Origin of the sequence: Arthrobacter sp. V1I9 (assembly GCF_030817075.1) — a bacterium.
Lineage (GTDB): Bacteria > Actinomycetota > Actinomycetes > Actinomycetales > Micrococcaceae > Arthrobacter.
The window spans coordinates 3,608,383-3,624,936 of sequence record NZ_JAUSYU010000001.1 but is presented as its reverse complement, the minus strand read 5'-3'; the positions used below and the strand labels follow the sequence as shown (position 1 = coordinate 3,624,936).

Annotated in this window: 14 protein-coding genes; 9 read left to right on the top strand and 5 right to left on the bottom strand. The window is 64.7% G+C overall.

Annotated features, from left to right (window positions below; all coding sequences use genetic code 11):
• Nucleotides 1–15 precede the first annotated feature (15 nt).
• A complete protein-coding gene (locus tag QFZ70_RS16940) occupies nucleotides 16–1,191 on the bottom strand; it encodes an ABC transporter substrate-binding protein (protein ID WP_307097278.1) in 1,176 nt (391 codons plus the stop codon).
• Between the two features lie 213 nt (nucleotides 1,192–1,404).
• Between QFZ70_RS16940 and QFZ70_RS16935 the strand changes: the two genes are divergently transcribed.
• The 7 genes from QFZ70_RS16935 (at nucleotide 1,405) to QFZ70_RS16905 (ending at nucleotide 8,698) form a co-directional block, all read left to right on the top strand.
• Entirely contained in the window at nucleotides 1,405–1,947 is a 543-nt protein-coding gene (locus QFZ70_RS16935; protein WP_307097277.1) for a TetR/AcrR family transcriptional regulator, read from the top strand.
• Nucleotides 1,944–2,297 carry a multidrug efflux SMR transporter gene (locus QFZ70_RS16930; RefSeq protein ID WP_307097275.1) on the top strand — a complete coding sequence of 118 codons (354 nt, stop codon included), beginning with the start codon at nucleotides 1,944–1,946 and terminating at the stop codon, nucleotides 2,295–2,297. Before QFZ70_RS16935 ends, QFZ70_RS16930 begins: the two co-directional genes overlap by 4 nt.
• Nucleotides 2,294–2,623, top strand: a complete 330-nt coding sequence (locus QFZ70_RS16925) for a multidrug efflux SMR transporter (RefSeq protein ID WP_307097273.1) — start codon at nucleotides 2,294–2,296, stop codon at nucleotides 2,621–2,623. Before QFZ70_RS16930 ends, QFZ70_RS16925 begins: the two co-directional genes overlap by 4 nt.
• A gap of 57 nt (nucleotides 2,624–2,680) precedes the next feature.
• Nucleotides 2,681–3,265 (top strand): TetR/AcrR family transcriptional regulator, encoded by a 585-nt coding sequence (locus QFZ70_RS16920; protein WP_307097271.1) that lies wholly within the window; start codon nucleotides 2,681–2,683, stop codon nucleotides 3,263–3,265.
• A gap of 359 nt (nucleotides 3,266–3,624) precedes the next feature.
• Nucleotides 3,625–5,337 carry a choline dehydrogenase gene (gene betA, locus QFZ70_RS16915; RefSeq protein WP_307097269.1) on the top strand — a complete coding sequence of 571 codons (1,713 nt, stop codon included), beginning with the start codon at nucleotides 3,625–3,627 and terminating at the stop codon, nucleotides 5,335–5,337.
• A 28-nt stretch (nucleotides 5,338–5,365) separates the two neighbouring features.
• Complete coding sequence (locus QFZ70_RS16910; protein WP_307097267.1) at nucleotides 5,366–6,919, top strand: aldehyde dehydrogenase family protein; 1,554 nt, start codon at nucleotides 5,366–5,368, stop codon at nucleotides 6,917–6,919.
• Between the two features lie 120 nt (nucleotides 6,920–7,039).
• Entirely contained in the window at nucleotides 7,040–8,698 is a 1,659-nt protein-coding gene (locus QFZ70_RS16905; RefSeq protein ID WP_307097265.1) for an APC family permease, read from the top strand.
• Between the two features lie 105 nt (nucleotides 8,699–8,803).
• Here the strand turns inward: QFZ70_RS16905 and QFZ70_RS16900 are convergent, their stop codons facing one another.
• Nucleotides 8,804–9,763 carry a polysaccharide deacetylase gene (locus QFZ70_RS16900; RefSeq protein ID WP_307097263.1) on the bottom strand — a complete coding sequence of 320 codons (960 nt, stop codon included), beginning with the start codon at nucleotides 9,761–9,763 and terminating at the stop codon, nucleotides 8,804–8,806.
• Nucleotides 9,764–9,800: 37 nt separating this feature from the next.
• The gene (locus QFZ70_RS16895) at nucleotides 9,801–11,321 is read right to left on the bottom strand and encodes a cytosine permease (RefSeq protein ID WP_307097261.1); all 1,521 of its coding nucleotides are present in this window, start codon (nucleotides 11,319–11,321) and stop codon (nucleotides 9,801–9,803) included.
• Nucleotides 11,322–11,430: 109 nt separating this feature from the next.
• Between QFZ70_RS16895 and QFZ70_RS16890 the strand changes: the two genes are divergently transcribed.
• Entirely contained in the window at nucleotides 11,431–12,978 is a 1,548-nt protein-coding gene (locus tag QFZ70_RS16890) for a PucR family transcriptional regulator (protein ID WP_307097259.1), read from the top strand.
• 169 nt (nucleotides 12,979–13,147) lie between these two features.
• Nucleotides 13,148–14,098, top strand: coding sequence for a hypothetical protein (locus tag QFZ70_RS16885; RefSeq protein WP_307097256.1), 951 nt, complete (start codon nucleotides 13,148–13,150; stop codon nucleotides 14,096–14,098).
• A gap of 181 nt (nucleotides 14,099–14,279) precedes the next feature.
• On the opposite strand, the gene purU is transcribed toward QFZ70_RS16885, so the two are convergent.
• Together purU and QFZ70_RS16875 are read right to left on the bottom strand one after the other, a co-directional pair.
• Complete coding sequence (gene purU / locus QFZ70_RS16880; RefSeq protein WP_307097254.1) at nucleotides 14,280–15,176, bottom strand: formyltetrahydrofolate deformylase; 897 nt, start codon at nucleotides 15,174–15,176, stop codon at nucleotides 14,280–14,282.
• A 3-nt stretch (nucleotides 15,177–15,179) separates the two neighbouring features.
• Nucleotides 15,180–16,553: an L-serine ammonia-lyase gene (locus QFZ70_RS16875; RefSeq protein WP_307097251.1), complete on the bottom strand. Its 1,374-nt coding sequence runs from the start codon at nucleotides 16,551–16,553 to the stop codon at nucleotides 15,180–15,182.
• Between the last annotated feature and the right edge of the window lies 1 nt (nucleotide 16,554).

Genomic DNA, 16,554 nt, shown 5'->3' with positions numbered 1-16,554 from the left:
CGATCAAGTGCGGGCCTACTCCTTGCCGAGCCCTGCGGCCGAGGTCTTCTCGCCGGCCACACTGTTCAGCGCCGTCAGGTCGAAGATGCCGTTGATGTCGGCCTGCTTGGTGGTTCCGGCGGTCACGCCGTCGGCCAGCAGCTTCTGGTAGGTGCCGGCGAGCGGGTCCACGGTGAACACGATGTTCTTCAGGGACCGGTCGATCACATCAGCCTTGAGCTCTGCGCCGGCAGCTTCCTTCAAAGCGGCGTTGATGACGCTGGCCTTCTCGCCGCTGGCCGCGCTGTTCAGCCACTCCACCGACTTCACGTGGCCCTTCAGCAGCGCCTTCACGGTGTCCGGGTGGTCCGCAGCGAACTTCCGGTTCACGATCAGGATAGTGGTGGGGAACTCGCCCGGCTTGCCGGACAGCGAGCCGTCCCACAGGTCCTTCTCATCCACCAGCACCTTCGCCCCGGCGGTCAGCACCAGGCGTGAGGCCCAGGGCTCAGGCAGCCACGCGCCGTCGAGCTTTCCGTCCTGGAACAGCTTCAGGGTCTGGGCGTTCTCGGTGGGGTTGATGGCGACGTCGCCGCTGCCGTCAACGTTGGTCTTGTACCCCTGCGCCGTGAGCCAGGCGCGAAGGGCGACGTCCTGCGTACCGCCGAGCTGCGGGGAGGCGAGGGTCTTGCCCTTGAGGTCTGCGGCGGAGTTGATCTCCGGCTTGACCACCAGTTGGGCGCCGCCGGCCGCAGCACCCGCGATGATGTTGACCGATTCGCCGCCGCTCTTCACGAACGAGTTGATGGCGGGATTGGGGCCGATGTACGTGGCATCGATGGCGCCGGCATTCAGCGCCTCGATAGCGGCGGGTCCGGCGTTGAACACCTGGGTGGTCAGCTTGGTGTCGCCCAGTTCACCGGCGATGTGGCCCTGGCTGACACCCACCAGGGCGGGGGCGTGGGTGACGTTGCCGAAATAGCCGAGTCTCAGTTCGGCGGCGGGGTCGCCGGCAGCCGCGGTCTCCTGGACTGTGGCCGGGGTGCCGCTGTTGAAAGTGGTGGCAACGGCGGCGCCACCGCCCACCAGGGCAAGAATGCCGGCAGCGATGCCGATCTTCAGGCCCAGGGGGCGCTTGGCAGCTGCCTGGCCAGCGACGATGCGCGTGGAGGTTTCCGTGTTCCGGGGGCTCTTGTTTGTAGGTTCTGACATGAGAATTCCTTTGCTGGGGTCTGATGCTGAGTTGAGAGTACGGAGCGCCCGGCGACCCCACAATCGTTTCTGTAGCAAGGGTTCACGGGGCGTCGCGAAGGCTCAATGTTGCGTAGTGGTGCGTCAAGGAACGTCACGGCACGTCGTGTTGTGTGGGTGCGGAATCAATAGAGGACCGTTCAAGCTTTACCTTCTGGATGGTAAAGTTTGGGTGTGAGAGAGAGCCAGCGCCCGCAGATACTGGAGGCTGGATTACGCGTGGCGGCAGGCACTCAAGGTGCCGCTATCACCCTCGACGCGGTCGCATCCGAGGCAGGGGTTACCAAGCCGGGTCTGATGTACCACTTTCCCAACCGGGATGCGCTCATGACCGCCCTGGTTGAGTACGCAGCATGCCAGATGGGACAGAGGATGACTGAGCTCCTCGGGGCGCGGGAGGCCAGCGTCATTGAGCGGTACCGCTCATATGTTCTGGCGGCAGCTGACGGGCAAATGATGCGGGCGGAGTGGGCGCTGTGGTTCCACTCTGCGTATAGGGCCGAGCTCCAGGAAGCCTGGGCCCGTCATCTGGACCCTTGGCTCCTAATTCCGGAGGGAACACCGCGCGGCCAACGCACCCGGCTCATGACTGCCCGCCTGGCAGCTGATGGACTGTGGGCTGCGCAGGCCAGTGGTGTGGCCGCCCCCGGCGAACCGGACCGGTCGGAAATTATCACCCACATCCTTGCCCTGATCGGCGAAGGCGGTGCGGAGTGAAGCCGTGGTTGTGCCTCGGCGGAGCAATCATCACGGAAGTTTCGGCAACCCTGGCACTGAAGGCGGCCCTGGATGCCCCGGGCTGGTACGCCCTTGTCATTGCGGGGTACGTCACCGCCTTTTCGCTTTTGTCCGTCTGCCTGCGACTGGGCATGACCATCAGTGTCGCCTACGGCGCATGGGGCGCCGGTGGTGTATGCGCCACCGCGTTGCTGTCGGCAAGCATTTTCAACGAGCCGCTCACATGGCTGATGGGCTTCGGCATCGCACTCATCCTAGCCGGCGTGATTACTGTTGAAGCCGGATCGCAGAACGCTCACAGTGCCAAACAGGGGAATGAAGAGACATGACCTGGGTTTTCTTAAGCCTGGCCATTCTTTTGGAAGTTGCAGCAACAATGTCCCTTCGCGCTTCTGAGGGGCTGAAGAAGAAGCTGTGGCTCGTCCCCATCGTCCTGGGCTACGTGAGCGCGTTCGGTTTTCTTGGCTTGGCGCTTGCCGGCGGGATGCCCCTGGGCGTGGGGTACGGCATCTGGGTGGCCTGCGGTGTCGCGCTGACGGCCGTAGCCAGCCGCATCCTGTTCAAGGAACCACTTACGCCGCAAATGGCATTCGGGATCCTGCTCATTTCCGCGGGAGTGCTCATTGTTGAAATAGGTGCGCGTCAGGTCCATTAGAGCACCATCAACAGTCGTTGGTATGCGCCGTCACAGGTTTCCCCATATTCTGGCCAAGTGGATACAGGCACCGTGAACTCCCGTGAACAGGTTGACCGGCAGCAGCGCATTCTTGATGCAGCCCTGGACCTGCTGTCGCACCGCGGGATCTCGGGAGTGAACATGCGTGCGGTGGCCCGCGAGGCGGGTGTCGCCCTCGGACTGGTGAATTACTACTACGAAGACAAGTCGAGCCTGATCCGTGCGCTGCTGCACAGTGTGGATAAACACGACCTTGCGCTGGTTGCGCCGGACCCGGCATTGCCCCCTGACGAACAGCTCCAGAATGCCCTCCGCCGGGTTGCGGGCCCGGAACTCCTGACCACGCGGTACCTGTCCCTGCGCCTTCATCTTTGGGCGCTGGCGAGGGCGGACGAAGATTTCGCCCTGATCAACGCGGCGGCGTTCGACCGGTATTTGGACGGGCTTGCCGCCCTGATAGGGAACGCCAAGCCCGAGCTGTCCGCCACGGAATGCAAGGAGCGGGCCGCCGATATCGTTGTCCTGCAAAACGGCATGTGGCTGACCGCGCTCCTCGGGGTGGACAAGGAGTCCATTCGACGGAGCATCACCCGCACCGAAGAGATCGCCTTCGCCGCCTGACGCCGGGCCGCAGCACTTCTCCTAACGGACGCAGCGGGTAGCCCACATCCTTGGCCTGCCGTGAGGACGCTATCCGCTCCACGTCATATACCGGCAGGAGTGCGACACATAGGAAGCGCAAGCGCTCATTCCCGCGCCGTTTGGGGAAGTGATGTTTCGCGCCCGTAAATTGTTGAACACTTGTCCAGTTTTCCTATTGAACACTTGTTCAACGTGCACTACTCTCCTTGGATATGACCTACGCCACACCAGGGAATACCGCGGATTCTCCGGCTAACACGGTCACCCTTTCGCATCCGGAAGAACGACGACCCGATCCGGGCCAGTAACTGGCATTGGGTAAAAGGAGAGTTTGCAGCATGACAAAAGACAGCTACGACTACGTCATCGTCGGTGGCGGCAGCGCGGGTTCCGTGCTGGCCGACCGGCTGAGCGACGGAGGCAACAGCAGCGTCCTGGTTCTCGAAGCCGGACGGAGCGACTACCCCTGGGATCTTTTCATCCAGATGCCCGCCGCGCTGACCTTCCCCAGCGGCAACCCGCTTTATGACTGGCGCTACGAATCGGACCCGGAGCCCCACATGGGCGGCCGGCGGGTTGCCCACGCCCGCGGCAAAGTCCTCGGTGGCTCGAGCTCGATCAACGGCATGATCTTCCAGCGCGGAAACCCCCTCGACTACGAGCGGTGGGGCGCTGACGCCGGCATGGAAACCTGGGACTTTGCCCACTGCCTGCCCTACTTCAACCGGATGGAAAACGCCCTCGCCGCAGACCCGGACGATGAGCTGCGCGGCCATGACGGCCCCCTCGTCCTGGAACGCGGCCCGGCCACCAACCCGCTGTTCCAAGCGTTCTTCACCGCCGCCCAGGAGGCTGGCTACCCCCGGACGGACGACGTCAACGGGTACCGCCAGGAGGGTTTCGCTGCCTTCGACCGCAACGTCCACAAGGGCCAACGGCTCTCCGCCTCCCGCGCCTACCTGCGTCCCAACTTCGGCCGGACCAACCTGACCGTCCTGACCCGGGCCTTGGTCACCAAGGTCAACTTCAAAGGCAATGTAGCAACCGGCGTCACCTACCGCCGCAACGGCAAGACCCACCAGGTCAACGCCGGCGAAGTGATCCTGGCTGGCGGCGCGATCAACACACCGCAGTTGCTGCAGCTCAGCGGCATCGGCGACGCCGCACACCTGAACTCCCTGGGCATCAACTCCGTGGCCAACCTGCCCGGTGTCGGGGAAAACCTCCAGGACCACCTCGAGGTCTACATCCAGCACGCCTGCACCCAGCCGGTCTCCATGCAACCGGCCCTGGACGTCTGGCGTATGCCGTGGATCGGTATGCAATGGATGCTGGGACGGAAGGGACCGGCAGCCACCAACCACTTCGAGGGCGGGGGATTCGTCCGCTCCAACGAGGATGTAGCGTACCCGAACCTGATGTTCCACTTCCTCCCGGTCGCCGTCCGTTACGACGGCCAGAAGGCGGATGCGAAGCATGGCTATCAAGTGCACATCGGCCCCATGTACTCCGACGCCCGCGGCACGCTCAAGATCAAGTCCACAGATCCCACGGTGCACCCGTCCATGGTGTTCAACTACCTTTCCACGGACCAGGACCGCCGCGAATGGGTCGAGGCCATCCATGTGGCCCGCGACATCCTCGGCCAGTCCGCCATGCAGCCCTTCAACGGCGGTGAGCTTTCGCCCGGCCGGGCCGTCCAGACTGACGCGGAGATCCTTGACTGGGTGGCCCGTGACGCGGAAACCGCCCTGCACCCGTCCTGCACCGCGAAGATGGGGCCGGACACCGACCCCATGGCCGTAGTGAACCCCCTGGACATGACTGTGCACGGCACCAGCGGCCTGCGCGTGGTGGATGCATCCGCAATGCCCTATGTCACCAACGGCAATATCTACGCGCCTGTCATGATGCTTGCCGAAAAGGCCGCTGATTTGATCACCGGCAAAAAGCCCCTGGCTCCGCAGCACGCAGATTTCTACCGGCACGGCCTCAGCCCGCTGGAGCGTAACGGCGCCCCGCTCACTGCGGCAGCGGCGGCAAAGGTCTAGGCATGATGGATGTAAAGAAGGAGACACGATGACCGCCACCGTTGAAGCAGTCCACCAGGCCGGGAAAGCCCAGGACGCAGTCAAGGGGCTGTATATCGACGGCGCCTGGCAGCAGGCGCCCGACGGCGGCACCACGGTGGTGCGCTGCCCGGCGGACGGACGCGAGGTGGCAATTGTCACCTCGTCAACGGCGGAGGACGCAGAGCGGGCGATCACCAGTGCCCGGGCCGCGTTCGACGACGGCCCCTGGCGGAGGCTTACCGACATCGAACGGGGCGCCGTTATGCTCCGCGTCGCGGAGCTGCTCGAGCGGGACAAAGCCGTCTATGCCCGGGCCGAGGCACTTGACACCGGCAAACGGCTTATCGAGGCTGAGTACGACATCGACGACATTGCCGCGTGCTTCCGGTACTACGGCAAAATCGCCGGCCTGGATGCCGGCCGCGTAATCGACACCGGCCGCCCTAACACCATCAGCCGCGTGGTGTACGAGCCGCTGGGCGTCTGTGCCCTCATCGCCCCGTGGAACTACCCGCTCCTCCAGGCCGCCTGGAAGGTGGCCCCGGCGCTCGTCGCGGGAAACTCGTTCGTGCTCAAGCCCAGCGAACTCACCCCGTCCACGTCAATCCTGCTCATGGAAACCCTCGCCGAAGCCGGCATTCCCCCCGGCGTTGCAAACCTCGTGACCGGAAAGGGATCGAAGGTGGGCGGCCCGCTCAGCTCCGACCCGCGCGTCGACCTCGTCTCCCTGACCGGAAGCCTCGCCACCGGCCAGACGATCATGGCCGCCGCTGCGGAAACCGTGAAGCGCGTCGCCTTCGAACTCGGCGGAAAGAACCCCAACGTCGTCTTCGCGGACGCGGACTGGGACGCCGCCGTCGACAACGCCCTGACCGCGGTGTTCCTGCACTCCGGCCAGGTCTGCTCCGCAGGGGCGCGGCTCGTCGTCGAGGAGACCATCGCCGAGCGTTTCGTGGCCGAGGTGGTGGAAAGGGCGAAAAAGATCCGGATGGGCGGACCCTTCGATCCGGATGCCGAGACGGGCCCGCTGATTTCCGCCAAGCACCGTGATCAGGTCCACGCCTACGTCCAGGCCGGGATTGCTGAGGGCGCCGAGCTGTTGTGCGGCGGCTACATACCGCACGAGGGGCCCCTCGCGGAGGGTTTCTTCTACCCGCCCACCGTGCTCAACAACTGCCGCTCGGGCATGAGCGTGCTGCAGGAGGAATCATTCGGCCCGGTGCTTACTGTCGAGACGTTCCGGACCGAGGCTGAGGCCGTGGCGATCGCCAACGACACCGAATACGGGCTTGCCGGCGCGGTATGGACATCGGATGCGTCGAAAGCGCAACGTGTTGCGGGCGGCCTCCGGCACGGAACAGTATGGATCAACGACTACCACCCGTACGTCCCGCAGGCGGAATGGGGCGGCTTCGGGAAGTCCGGCATCGGCCGGGAGCTTGGCAGCGCGGGACTCAACGAGTACCGCGAGGCGAAGCACATCTGGCAGAACATCCAGCCCGCACCCAGCGGCTGGTTCGGCTCACCTGTCGGGGATGCTGGCATGGGGGCCGCCGGCTAGCAACAGCATTTGGGGGAAACAGCCGGGCGCCGCAGGCGCGGCGCCCGGCCACCGATATTACCCGCGTCCAATGGAGGCCGCGGGGCATCACCATCGTGCTTTTCTCACCTAGGAGTTCGTATGTTGGAACCCAGCAAGAGTACTGATTCAAGCGGCATGGACGAATTCGGGTATGCCCAGACCCTGGACCGCAGCATCGGCAAGTTCGCCAGCTTCGCCGCCGGCGTCAGCTATATCTCCATCCTCACCGGCGTTTTTCAACTGTTTTACTTTGGCTTCGCCATGGCCGGGCCAGCCTATGCATGGTCCTGGCCCATCGTCTTTGTTGGCCAGCTGATGGTGGCACTCTGCTTCGCCGAACTGGCCGGCCGCTATCCCGTGGCCGGTTCTGTCTACAACTGGGCCAAGCAGCTCTCGTCAGGGACGTTCGCCTGGCTGGCTGGCTGGCTGCTGCTGATTTCCTCGATCGTGGCGCTTGGGGCCGTAGCCCTGGCGCTGCAGCTCACCCTGCCGCAGATTTGGTCCGGCTTCCAGGTCATCGGAGACGGCACCGGCACGTACGATTTCGCCCTTAACGGCGTTTTGCTCGCCAGCATCATGATTTCCATCTCCACGCTCATCAACGCCTTCGGCGTGAAGCTGATGACCAAAATCAACAGTATCGGCGTCTTTGTGGAACTCGCTGCGGCCGTGCTCCTCATCCTGGCTCTTGCCTGGCATGTGGTGCGGGGGCCTGAAGTCCTGTTCAGCACAGCCGGCTATGGCATGGACCACGACCTTGGCTTCTTCGGTGTGTTCCTTATTGGGGCCATGGCTTCCGGCTACGTCATGTACGGCTTCGACACCGCCAGCTCGCTGGGGGAGGAAACCAAGGACCCGAAACGCACCGCCCCGAAGGCCATTCTGCGGGCAATTACGGCGTCGTTTATCCTCGGCGGGCTGATCCTCCTTGGCGGACTCCTGGCCGCCCCGGACCTGAATGACCCCAAGCTGGGTGCTGCCGACGGCGGCCTTCAATACATCGTGCTCTCCGTGCTGGGAGGCCCCTTCGGCAAGGCCTTCCTGGTGTGCATCGTCGTAGCCGTGATCGTCTGCACCCTCGCCGTTCACGCCGCCGCAATCCGCATGATGTTCGCCATGGCCCGGGACAACAACCTCCCCTTCAGCCGCCAGCTCAGCAAGGTGCACCCCGAGCGGAAGACGCCTACCGTGGCGGCCATCGTCATCGGACTCATCGCCATGATTCCGCTGATAGTCAACGTCTCCCAGCCCGCGATCTTCACCATCCTGTCCAGCATCAGCATTGTCCTGATCTACCTCTCCTACCTGCTGGTCACCGTCCCGCTGCTGCGGCAGCGCTTTTTGAAGAAATGGCCGCTTTCCGACGAAAGCCACGGAAAATCCGGCTTCAGCCTCGGCAAGTGGGGCGTCCCGGTGAACATCCTCGCGGTCCTGTGGGGCGGCGCCATGACACTGAACCTGATCTGGCCGAGGCCGGAAATTTACAACTCGGTCCCTCCGTTCGAGTGGTACCTGCAGTGGGGCGGAGTGATCTTCGTTGCCACCGTCATCATTACCGGCGTCCTGATGTACCGCCTGAAGCTCCGGCACCACACCGGTGTCCTCGCCGAGCACGCCGCCTCCACTCCCGCACCTCCGCTGCGGCGCTCCACCCCAACAGAAGCTTCGGCGTCCACCGGCCTTGCACAGGCCCCTGTGCACGCCGGAACTGCACAGTCCACCGCAGACCTGGCCGAGGCCGGCCAGTCACGTCCGTAGCACCCACGCCTGCAGAGCTCACCAGGCACTGCGTCCGGAACTGACTTATCCCCTAAATGAAACGGAGGGGGACTGCACCTTCACGTGCAGTCCCCCTCCATTTTCCTATCCTGCGCTGGAGGTGCGGATGGGCTCCCGTACCACCGCAGCCGTGAACCTCGCCCCCGTATCCGGGAAGCCCGGCACTTCGATCCGGGCATGGGTGTGGACTTCCTGTACCGTCCTGCGGGTGTGTTCAGCGATATCTTTCATGGTGGTCACCCACATGCCGTCCATCCCCTTGACCCGCTCGATAAGCCGTTCCAGGGCCACCGCTTTGGAGGGCCGGCCGGAAATGAAGGGGTGGTTGGTAAGGACAAAACAGCTGCCCTGGGCGTGGTGTGCCTCCGCCTCCAGCGTCCACATTTCGAGGACCTTGGCCGGGCTTTCGATCACGCCGCTGCCGGTTACCCCCGGGTAGAAGGCGTACTGTTCCCAGTCGTCCAACGTCCAGTCGACGGGGATCTCCACGATGTCCCGGGTGTCACCCGGGGCGACGCTGAAGCGGTAGGGAGCATCGCCGTCGAGCAGGCTTGAATCGTAGAGGAAGCCCCGGTCCGCCAGGAGTGCCGGGGAGTGCCAGTTGAGCTCCCACCAGGGTGCGCGGTACCCCACCGGTTCTACCCCCGCGGCCTTGGCCAGCGCCTCCAGTCCACGGTCGATGTAGCGGGCCTCTGTCTCGGCGTCGATTCCCTGCATCGGCTCGTGCAGGTAGCCGTGGTGGGCCACCTCGTGGCCCGCGTCAACGATCCGGCGGACGGTATCCGGGTAGCACTCGGCCGTAAAACCGGGGACGAAGAACGTGGCGCGGATGTCCTGGCGCTGGAGGATCTGCAGCAGGCGGGGGACTGCCACCTTCGGCCCGTAGGACTGATGGGTCATCAGGGACATTCGGCTGGTGCTCTTGGGATCGTGGGCGATGGTGCAGGACTCGGCGTCGACGTCGAAGGTGAAGGACGCTGCTGCGCGCTTGCCGTCAGGCCAGCTGATCGGGTGGGCGGAGTCGGGGAATGCTTCGAGAGTCATGCGGGGAAGTCCTGTCGTGACGCGGTTGGAAGAGGGTTTAGAGTGCGGGCTGCGTGCCGGGGGCGGCGGCGCTAGTCAGTTCGCTGGGGAGCTGGTGTGCAACGGGCGCCGGTGCATCAATGTATTTGCGGTGCATTTTCGGGCCCAGGATGGCGTAGCTGGTGGCACTCGCAAGGCCGCCGGCGAGCCAGGAAAGGTCCCAGCCGCCCAGGGCCACGGCGATGGGGCCCTGCATGGCGGGAACGAGCCCGTACATAAACAGCCAGGTGGCGAAGATGCCTACCAGGAGGGAGGTGACGCCCGCCCAGTTGATGACGGGGAGCCGCCTGGTGCCGACGCCGTCGAACAGCCGTTCCGGATTGCCGGGACAGCGCTTGTCGATCCAGAAGTAGTGCACCAGCATCACGCCGCCCCAGGCAGCGACCCAGGCCACCAGGCCGATGAGCCACGCGTCGAGGACTGCCGCGAAGTCCTCCTGGAAGATGAAGAATACGACGGCGGCGAGCGAGAAGACGCCGACGAACAGGTTGAGCTTGCGGCGGCTGATGGTGATGTCCAGCGCCTGCGTAGCTACTGAGAAGGTGTAGATGTTGAGGATGTTGGTGGCGATGGGGCCGTGGAGCACCATCAGCAGTACCGGCAGTGCGAGGACGCCGAAGTTCTGGACGATGAGCTTGCCGGGATCGATTTCTCCGCTGTTGGTGGCCAGGCTCGCACCCAGGACGCCGAGCCAGACGACGGGGATGAACTGGCCGAGGACGGACGCCAGGTAGACCTTCTTTTTGGGCACTTCGGTGCTGACGAACCGGGAGTAGTCGGCGGCGTAGGTGAACCAGGTGATGCCCCAGCCGATGCCGATGGCCGTCATCACGGCGCTCATGGCCGCGATCCGCTCGGACCCTTCCAGGATGTTGCCGGCAGGGCCGGCGTAGGACCAGTTGATGTCCATGCCGAACCAGGCCACGGCCGACATCACGGCCAGGATGACGATGGTGGGCGGGACAGTCCACTTTTCGAAGGCGGCGATGGCTTTGTACCCGAACCATGCGATGGCTACCTGGGCGGCCATGATTCCGGTGGCTACGGCAATCTTCCACCCGTAGTTGTTGGCTGTTGGATCCACCCAGCCGAGGGTTCCGAAGAGCGCCATGACCAGGTCTAGGATGATCCAGGTGTTGACGGCACACCATCCGATCACCAGGAGCGCCTGAATGGCTGCAGGGAGGTAGTTGCCGCGCCGGCCGAAGGCCGCCCGGGCGAGCACCATGCCGGTGGCGCCGGTCTTCTGGCCGAGGAGGACGAAGCAGCCGAAGAGCAGCATGCCGATCAGGTTGCCCAGCACCAGGACGGTCACGGTGTCAGCGAAGCCCAGGCCCAGGTGGATGCCCAGGGCGCCCAGTACCCAGTTGATTGGTGCCAAGTTGGCACCGGCCCAGATCCAGAACTGGCCGGAGACCTTGTGTGTGCGCTGGGACTCGGGAATGGGCTGCAGCCAGGCTTCGACGTCCTCCGCGTGGGCGGACTGATCGACTCCTGGGGCTGTGGGTTGTTGTTGCATCGAGGCCTCTTCGTTGAGGGGATGGGGGTTCTTCAAGATTATGTGTCGGGAGCCACATCCACCATCTACAATGTGTCTTGAACTTTTCCCTTCTACATGACGGAGTGTCATGCCGGTTCGTTTGGATGACGTCCTGAAACATCCCACCTTCACTGCCGCCGATCCGGTGGTTCGTGCGGGGGCTGGAGTTGTTCAGCAGACGCAGCTCCGCTGGATCCACTCCAGCGAGGTTCTGGATATTGCGTCGTTGCTTGGCGGCGGTGAGCTGCTGCTCACCGGCGGGCAGGCCCTCGCGCTGGCGCCGGACGAGCGCCGCACGGGCTATATTCGGGACCTGGCCAGGCGTGGGGTGGCGGCGCTCGCCATCGAGACCGGCAGCGTTCTGCCCTCCATACCTTCGTCAATGGTGTCCGCTGCCGAGGAGGCCGGGCTTCCGCTGATCGAGCTGCGCCGCGTAGTTCCCTTCGTCGCGGTCATGGAGGCAATCAACTCACAGCTGGTCAGCCAGTCTGCGGCCCAGCTCCAGCAGGCGGACCAGGCCAGCCACGCCATGGCGGTGGAGCTCGCCCACGGCGGCAGCCTGGACCGGATTCTGGCAGTTCTTGCCGCGGCCACCGACGCGGAAGTGGTGCTCACGTCCACCGCCGGGATCACCCTCGCAAGCGCCGAACCTGCGGAGGACGCTGAGTCATCCGAACCCGTCGCCGGCGACGCTGCCGGGGACCGTCAGGGAACTGTCCACATTGAGGTGCCCGTGCGCGGCATCCCGTCGGCACGCCTGACACTGCAGGTCCGGGGTGACGCCGATGTGAATCTGGCGAGGATCGCCGGCAACCGGTCTGTGGACATCCTGGCCCTCGCCCTGCTGCAGCGAATGCCGCCCGGCCTGAAGGAGATGGCCGGCGCTGCCCTGATCCGGGCCATCGATTCCGGCAAGCAACACTGGCGGCTCCAGGAGCTGGCTCCCGCCGCAGGCATCCCGGTTTCAGCGCAGGTTGTGGCCGTGGTGGTCCGTTCCTCTGCCTCCAAGCAACTTCAGCGGAACGTGGAGCACCTCCTGGACCCGGGCGGGCAGCACGGCGCCAGTTACGCGGACAATGCCGAGCTGCTGGCCCTGGCTGTCCTCCGCTCCGGGAACGCCCACGACGAGCGGCAGAAGATTGTGGACGGTCTGCAGTCACTGGAAGTGCCAGAGGGAACTGTCAGCGCAGTAGGGCCTGTTGCCTCGGGGATTTCCTTCGCGCCGTGGTCGCTGTCCGAGGCGAGGCTCACGCTGGAACTTGCTGCCGACGTCGGCCGTTCCAAGGCAGTGGCAAGCGGCCCCGGGAAGGTTCTTGATGCGCAGGCGTTCGCGGTGGAGCGGTTCGCCGTCCAGTCGATGGACGAGGCACTGCGCCGCGACTTTATCGACCAACAGCTGGCCGCAGTTCTACAGCATGACGCCCAGCGCCAGTCCAAGCTCCTGGAGACGCTGCGGGTGTGGCTGGACTCCGGCTGCAACACCGCGCAGGCCGCGCGGGAGCTCCATGTGGAGCGGCAGTCCATGCATCAGCGGCTGCAGCGGATTTTTTCTCTCTGCGGCGGCGACCCCCGCGGCACCGGCAGGCTGCCGGCCTTGCACCTCGCGGTGAGGCTGGCTGCACTCCAACCCAAATAGTCAGCCCCACCCACCCCCACCCGACGCTCTCTCACTTAACGCGTATTTTCGGGTGATCCTCTCTCACCTGATGCCGGTTTTCAGGCGACCTTCTCTCACCTCCAGAAGCCCAGCGGCTGGTTGTGGATAACTTCTGCAGCGTCCTGCTGGAACAGGGCAAAATGCCAGCATGCCAAAGCGCCAAGTCTTGCCCCCGCCGTTGGCGGCCGCTCCTTTTACCTTCAGCACAGCCCGGGCCTCCGGCATCAGTGTGGGCAGGCTTCGCCGCAAGGATGTCATCAACGTGGGCCGTGGTCTCTACCGTCCGGCAGGCTGGGACTTCGATCTGGAAGGCGCAGCCAGGGCGTTATCTGCTGCGTCGCCGGGCGCGTGGATTTCTCACGTCACCGCGGCCAGGCTTCGGTGCCAACTGTTGCCGCCGTGGCTGGGCGATTCCACGGAGCTCCATCTGAGCAAGCCGCGTTCGCTGCCCCCGGTACGCCGGAAGGGCGTGGTGGGGCACACCGTCCTGGCACTGAAAGAAGAGACTGAATGCGTTGACGGCATTCACCTGAGCACCCGGTCCCGCACGTGGTTGGATATGGCCCGCGTCCTGCCGCTCCCGGACTTGGTGAGCATGGGGGACGAGCTGGTTCGCGCCCCGCGGGCCGCGTTCGAAGGACGGACGGAGCCCCATGCCACGCTGACGGAGCTGCGCATCCTGGTACGTCGCCACCCGAATCTCCAAGGCATCGTTCGCGCCCGCGAAGCGTTGGATCTGATGCGGGTGGGTGCCGACTCGGCGCCCGAAACAATGCTCCGGCTCGCAATCGGTGACGCCGGCTTGCCCGAGCCCGAGCTCCAGTTGCCGTTGCGCGCCGGAGACGCCCGGTCGCCGTCGGCCGACCTCGGCTACCGCCACCGCCGTCTCGCTATCCAGTACGACGGCGAACATCACCTCGGCGACGCACAGATCCACTCAGACAGGAGACGGGACAAAGCATTCGAGTCAGCAGACTGGACGGTCCTCGTTTTCGACAAGGACGACTATGCAGACGGCTTCCGCTCAGCGGTACAACGCATCAGGCGCGCCCTCCGGAATGGCTGGCTTGACCCGGCCCAGGCGTCGGGGTTTGCGTAGCGGCGGCTAAGCGTCAACGTAATGTCGTCAGGACGAAGCGGCTCGCAACGCCGTAACGCTCCCTCACCAAGGTGAGAGAGCGCCACAGCAAAACCTGCACTAAGGGCTAGAGGATGCCCTGAAAACCGACGTTAAGGGATAGAGGATCGCCTGAAAACCGGCATCAGGTGAGAGCGCGTCGCTACCGCAGCACCACGGTCCGGTTTCCCAGCAGGATGACCCGGCCCTCGCAGTGCCAGCGGACGGCGTTGGACAGGGCCTTGCATTCGGTGTCGCGGCCGGCAGCCACCAGATCCTCGGGCCCGTACGTGTGGTCCACCTCAACGGTCTGCTGGGAGATGATCGGGCCCTCATCCAGTTCGCTGTTCACGTAATGGGCCGTGGCTCCCACGGTCTTCACGCCGCGCGCGTAGGCCTGGTGGTACGGCTTGGCGCCCTTGAAACTGGGCAGGAACGAGTGGTGGATATTGATGGCCTTCCCGTCCAGCTTGCGCGTCAGGTTATCGCTGAGCACCTGCATGTACCGGGCCAGCACCACGAGTTCCACATCGAACTCGTCCACCAGTTCCAGCAACCGCGCCTCGGCCTCCGGCTTCGTGTCAGAAGTGACCGGCACGTGGAAGAACAGGATCCCGTGCCACTCCACCAGCGCCTGGTGGTCCGTGTGGTTGGACACCACGGCCACCACGTCCACCGGGAGTTCGCCGATGCGCGCCCGGAACAGCAGGTCATTAAGGCAGTGCCCGAACTTGGACACCATGATCAACACGCGCCGCTTGGAACCTTGCGGCTCCAGCCGCCAGCGCATCCCAAACTTCTCGGCAACGGGACCGAAAGCGGCCCGCAGCGTGTCCGCCGTGGAGGCATCGCCGTCGGACGCAAAATGCACCCGCATAAAAAAGTGCTTTTCCGAACGCTCGCCGAACTGCTGGTTGTCGATGATGTCGCAGCCGTGCTCCAGCAGGAAGCCGGAGACGGCGTGGACAATACCCGGCGACTCGCTGCAGTCCAAGGTCAGGACATGCTCCACCGTGGTGGGCGGCTGGGGGAGGGACGTTTCAGCTTGGATGGCAGTCATGGCTCAGCACTCGATTACGTTGACGGCAAGGCCTCCGCGGGAGGTTTCCTTGTACTTGGTTTTCATGTCGGCTCCTGTTTCGCGCATCGTTTTGATGGCTTTGTCGAGGGATACCTTGTGGCTGCCGTCGCCGTGCAGGGCAAGGCGGGCGGCGTTGATGGCCTTGACGCTGGCGATGGCGTTGCGTTCGATGCAGGGGATCTGCACCAGTCCGCCCACCGGGTCGCAGGTTAGGCCAAGGTTGTGTTCAATGCCCACCTCGGCGGCGTTTTCCACTTGGGCAGGCGTTCCGCCCAGCACTTCGCAGAGCCCGGCGGCGGCCATGGAGCAGGCGGAGCCCACTTCACCCTGGCAGCCCACCTCGGCACCGGAAATTGAGGCGTTCATCTTGAACAGAATTCCGACGGCGGCCGCGGCCAGCAGGAAGCGGACCACGCCGTCGTCGTTGGCGCCGGGGACGAACTTTATGTAGTAGTGCAGCACCGCCGGGACAATTCCTGCCGCGCCGTTGGTGGGCGCCGTGACGATACGCCCCCCTGCGGCGTTTTCCTCGTTCACGGCCAGCGCGAACAGGTTCACCCATTCCATCGCCCGGAGCGGATCGGTCACGCCGGTATCCGCCGCCAGGGTCTGGAATAACGACGGCGCCCGCCGCCGAACGTTGAGCCCGCCCGGCAGGATGCCTTCCGCGGCGCAGCCGTTGTCCACGCATTCGCGCATAACGGCCCAGAGTCCCAGCAGTTTTTCCCGGAGTTCCGCTTCGGTCCGCCACACCAGCTCGTTGGCGAGCATAACGTCCGAGATGGACATGCCTTCGCGCTTGCAGATCTCGAGGAGCTCGTCGGCAGTACTGAAGGGATAGGGAAGGACAGTGGCATCGGCCACCACGCGGTCGCCGGCGTCGGCGTCACCATCAACAACGAAGCCGCCCCCAATCGAATAGAAGCTCCGTTCGCTGAGCACGGCACCTGCGTGGTCCAGCGCCCGGAACGTCATGCCGTTGGGGTGCGCCGGAAGTGCCTTGCGCCGGTGCAGCACCACGTCCTCGTCCCAGTTGAAGTCCACCCGGTGGTCACCGCCCACCCACAGTTCGGCGTCAAGGGCGGCTGCCGCGACCTGGTCATCTGCCGTGAAGGTGTCAACGGTCTCGGGGTCCAGCCCCTTGAAGCCCAGGACCACTGCCTTGTCCGAGCCGTGGCCCCGCCCCGTGGCGCCCAGCGAACCGAAGAGTTCGGCCTGCACGCGTTTGGTGGAGCTCAGGTGTCCGTCGCCCTTAAGCCCGTCGGCGAACAGCTTTGCTGCCCGCATCGGGCCCACCGTGTGTGATGACGACGGCCCGATGCCAACGGAGAACAGGTCCAGGACGCTGAGCGCCATG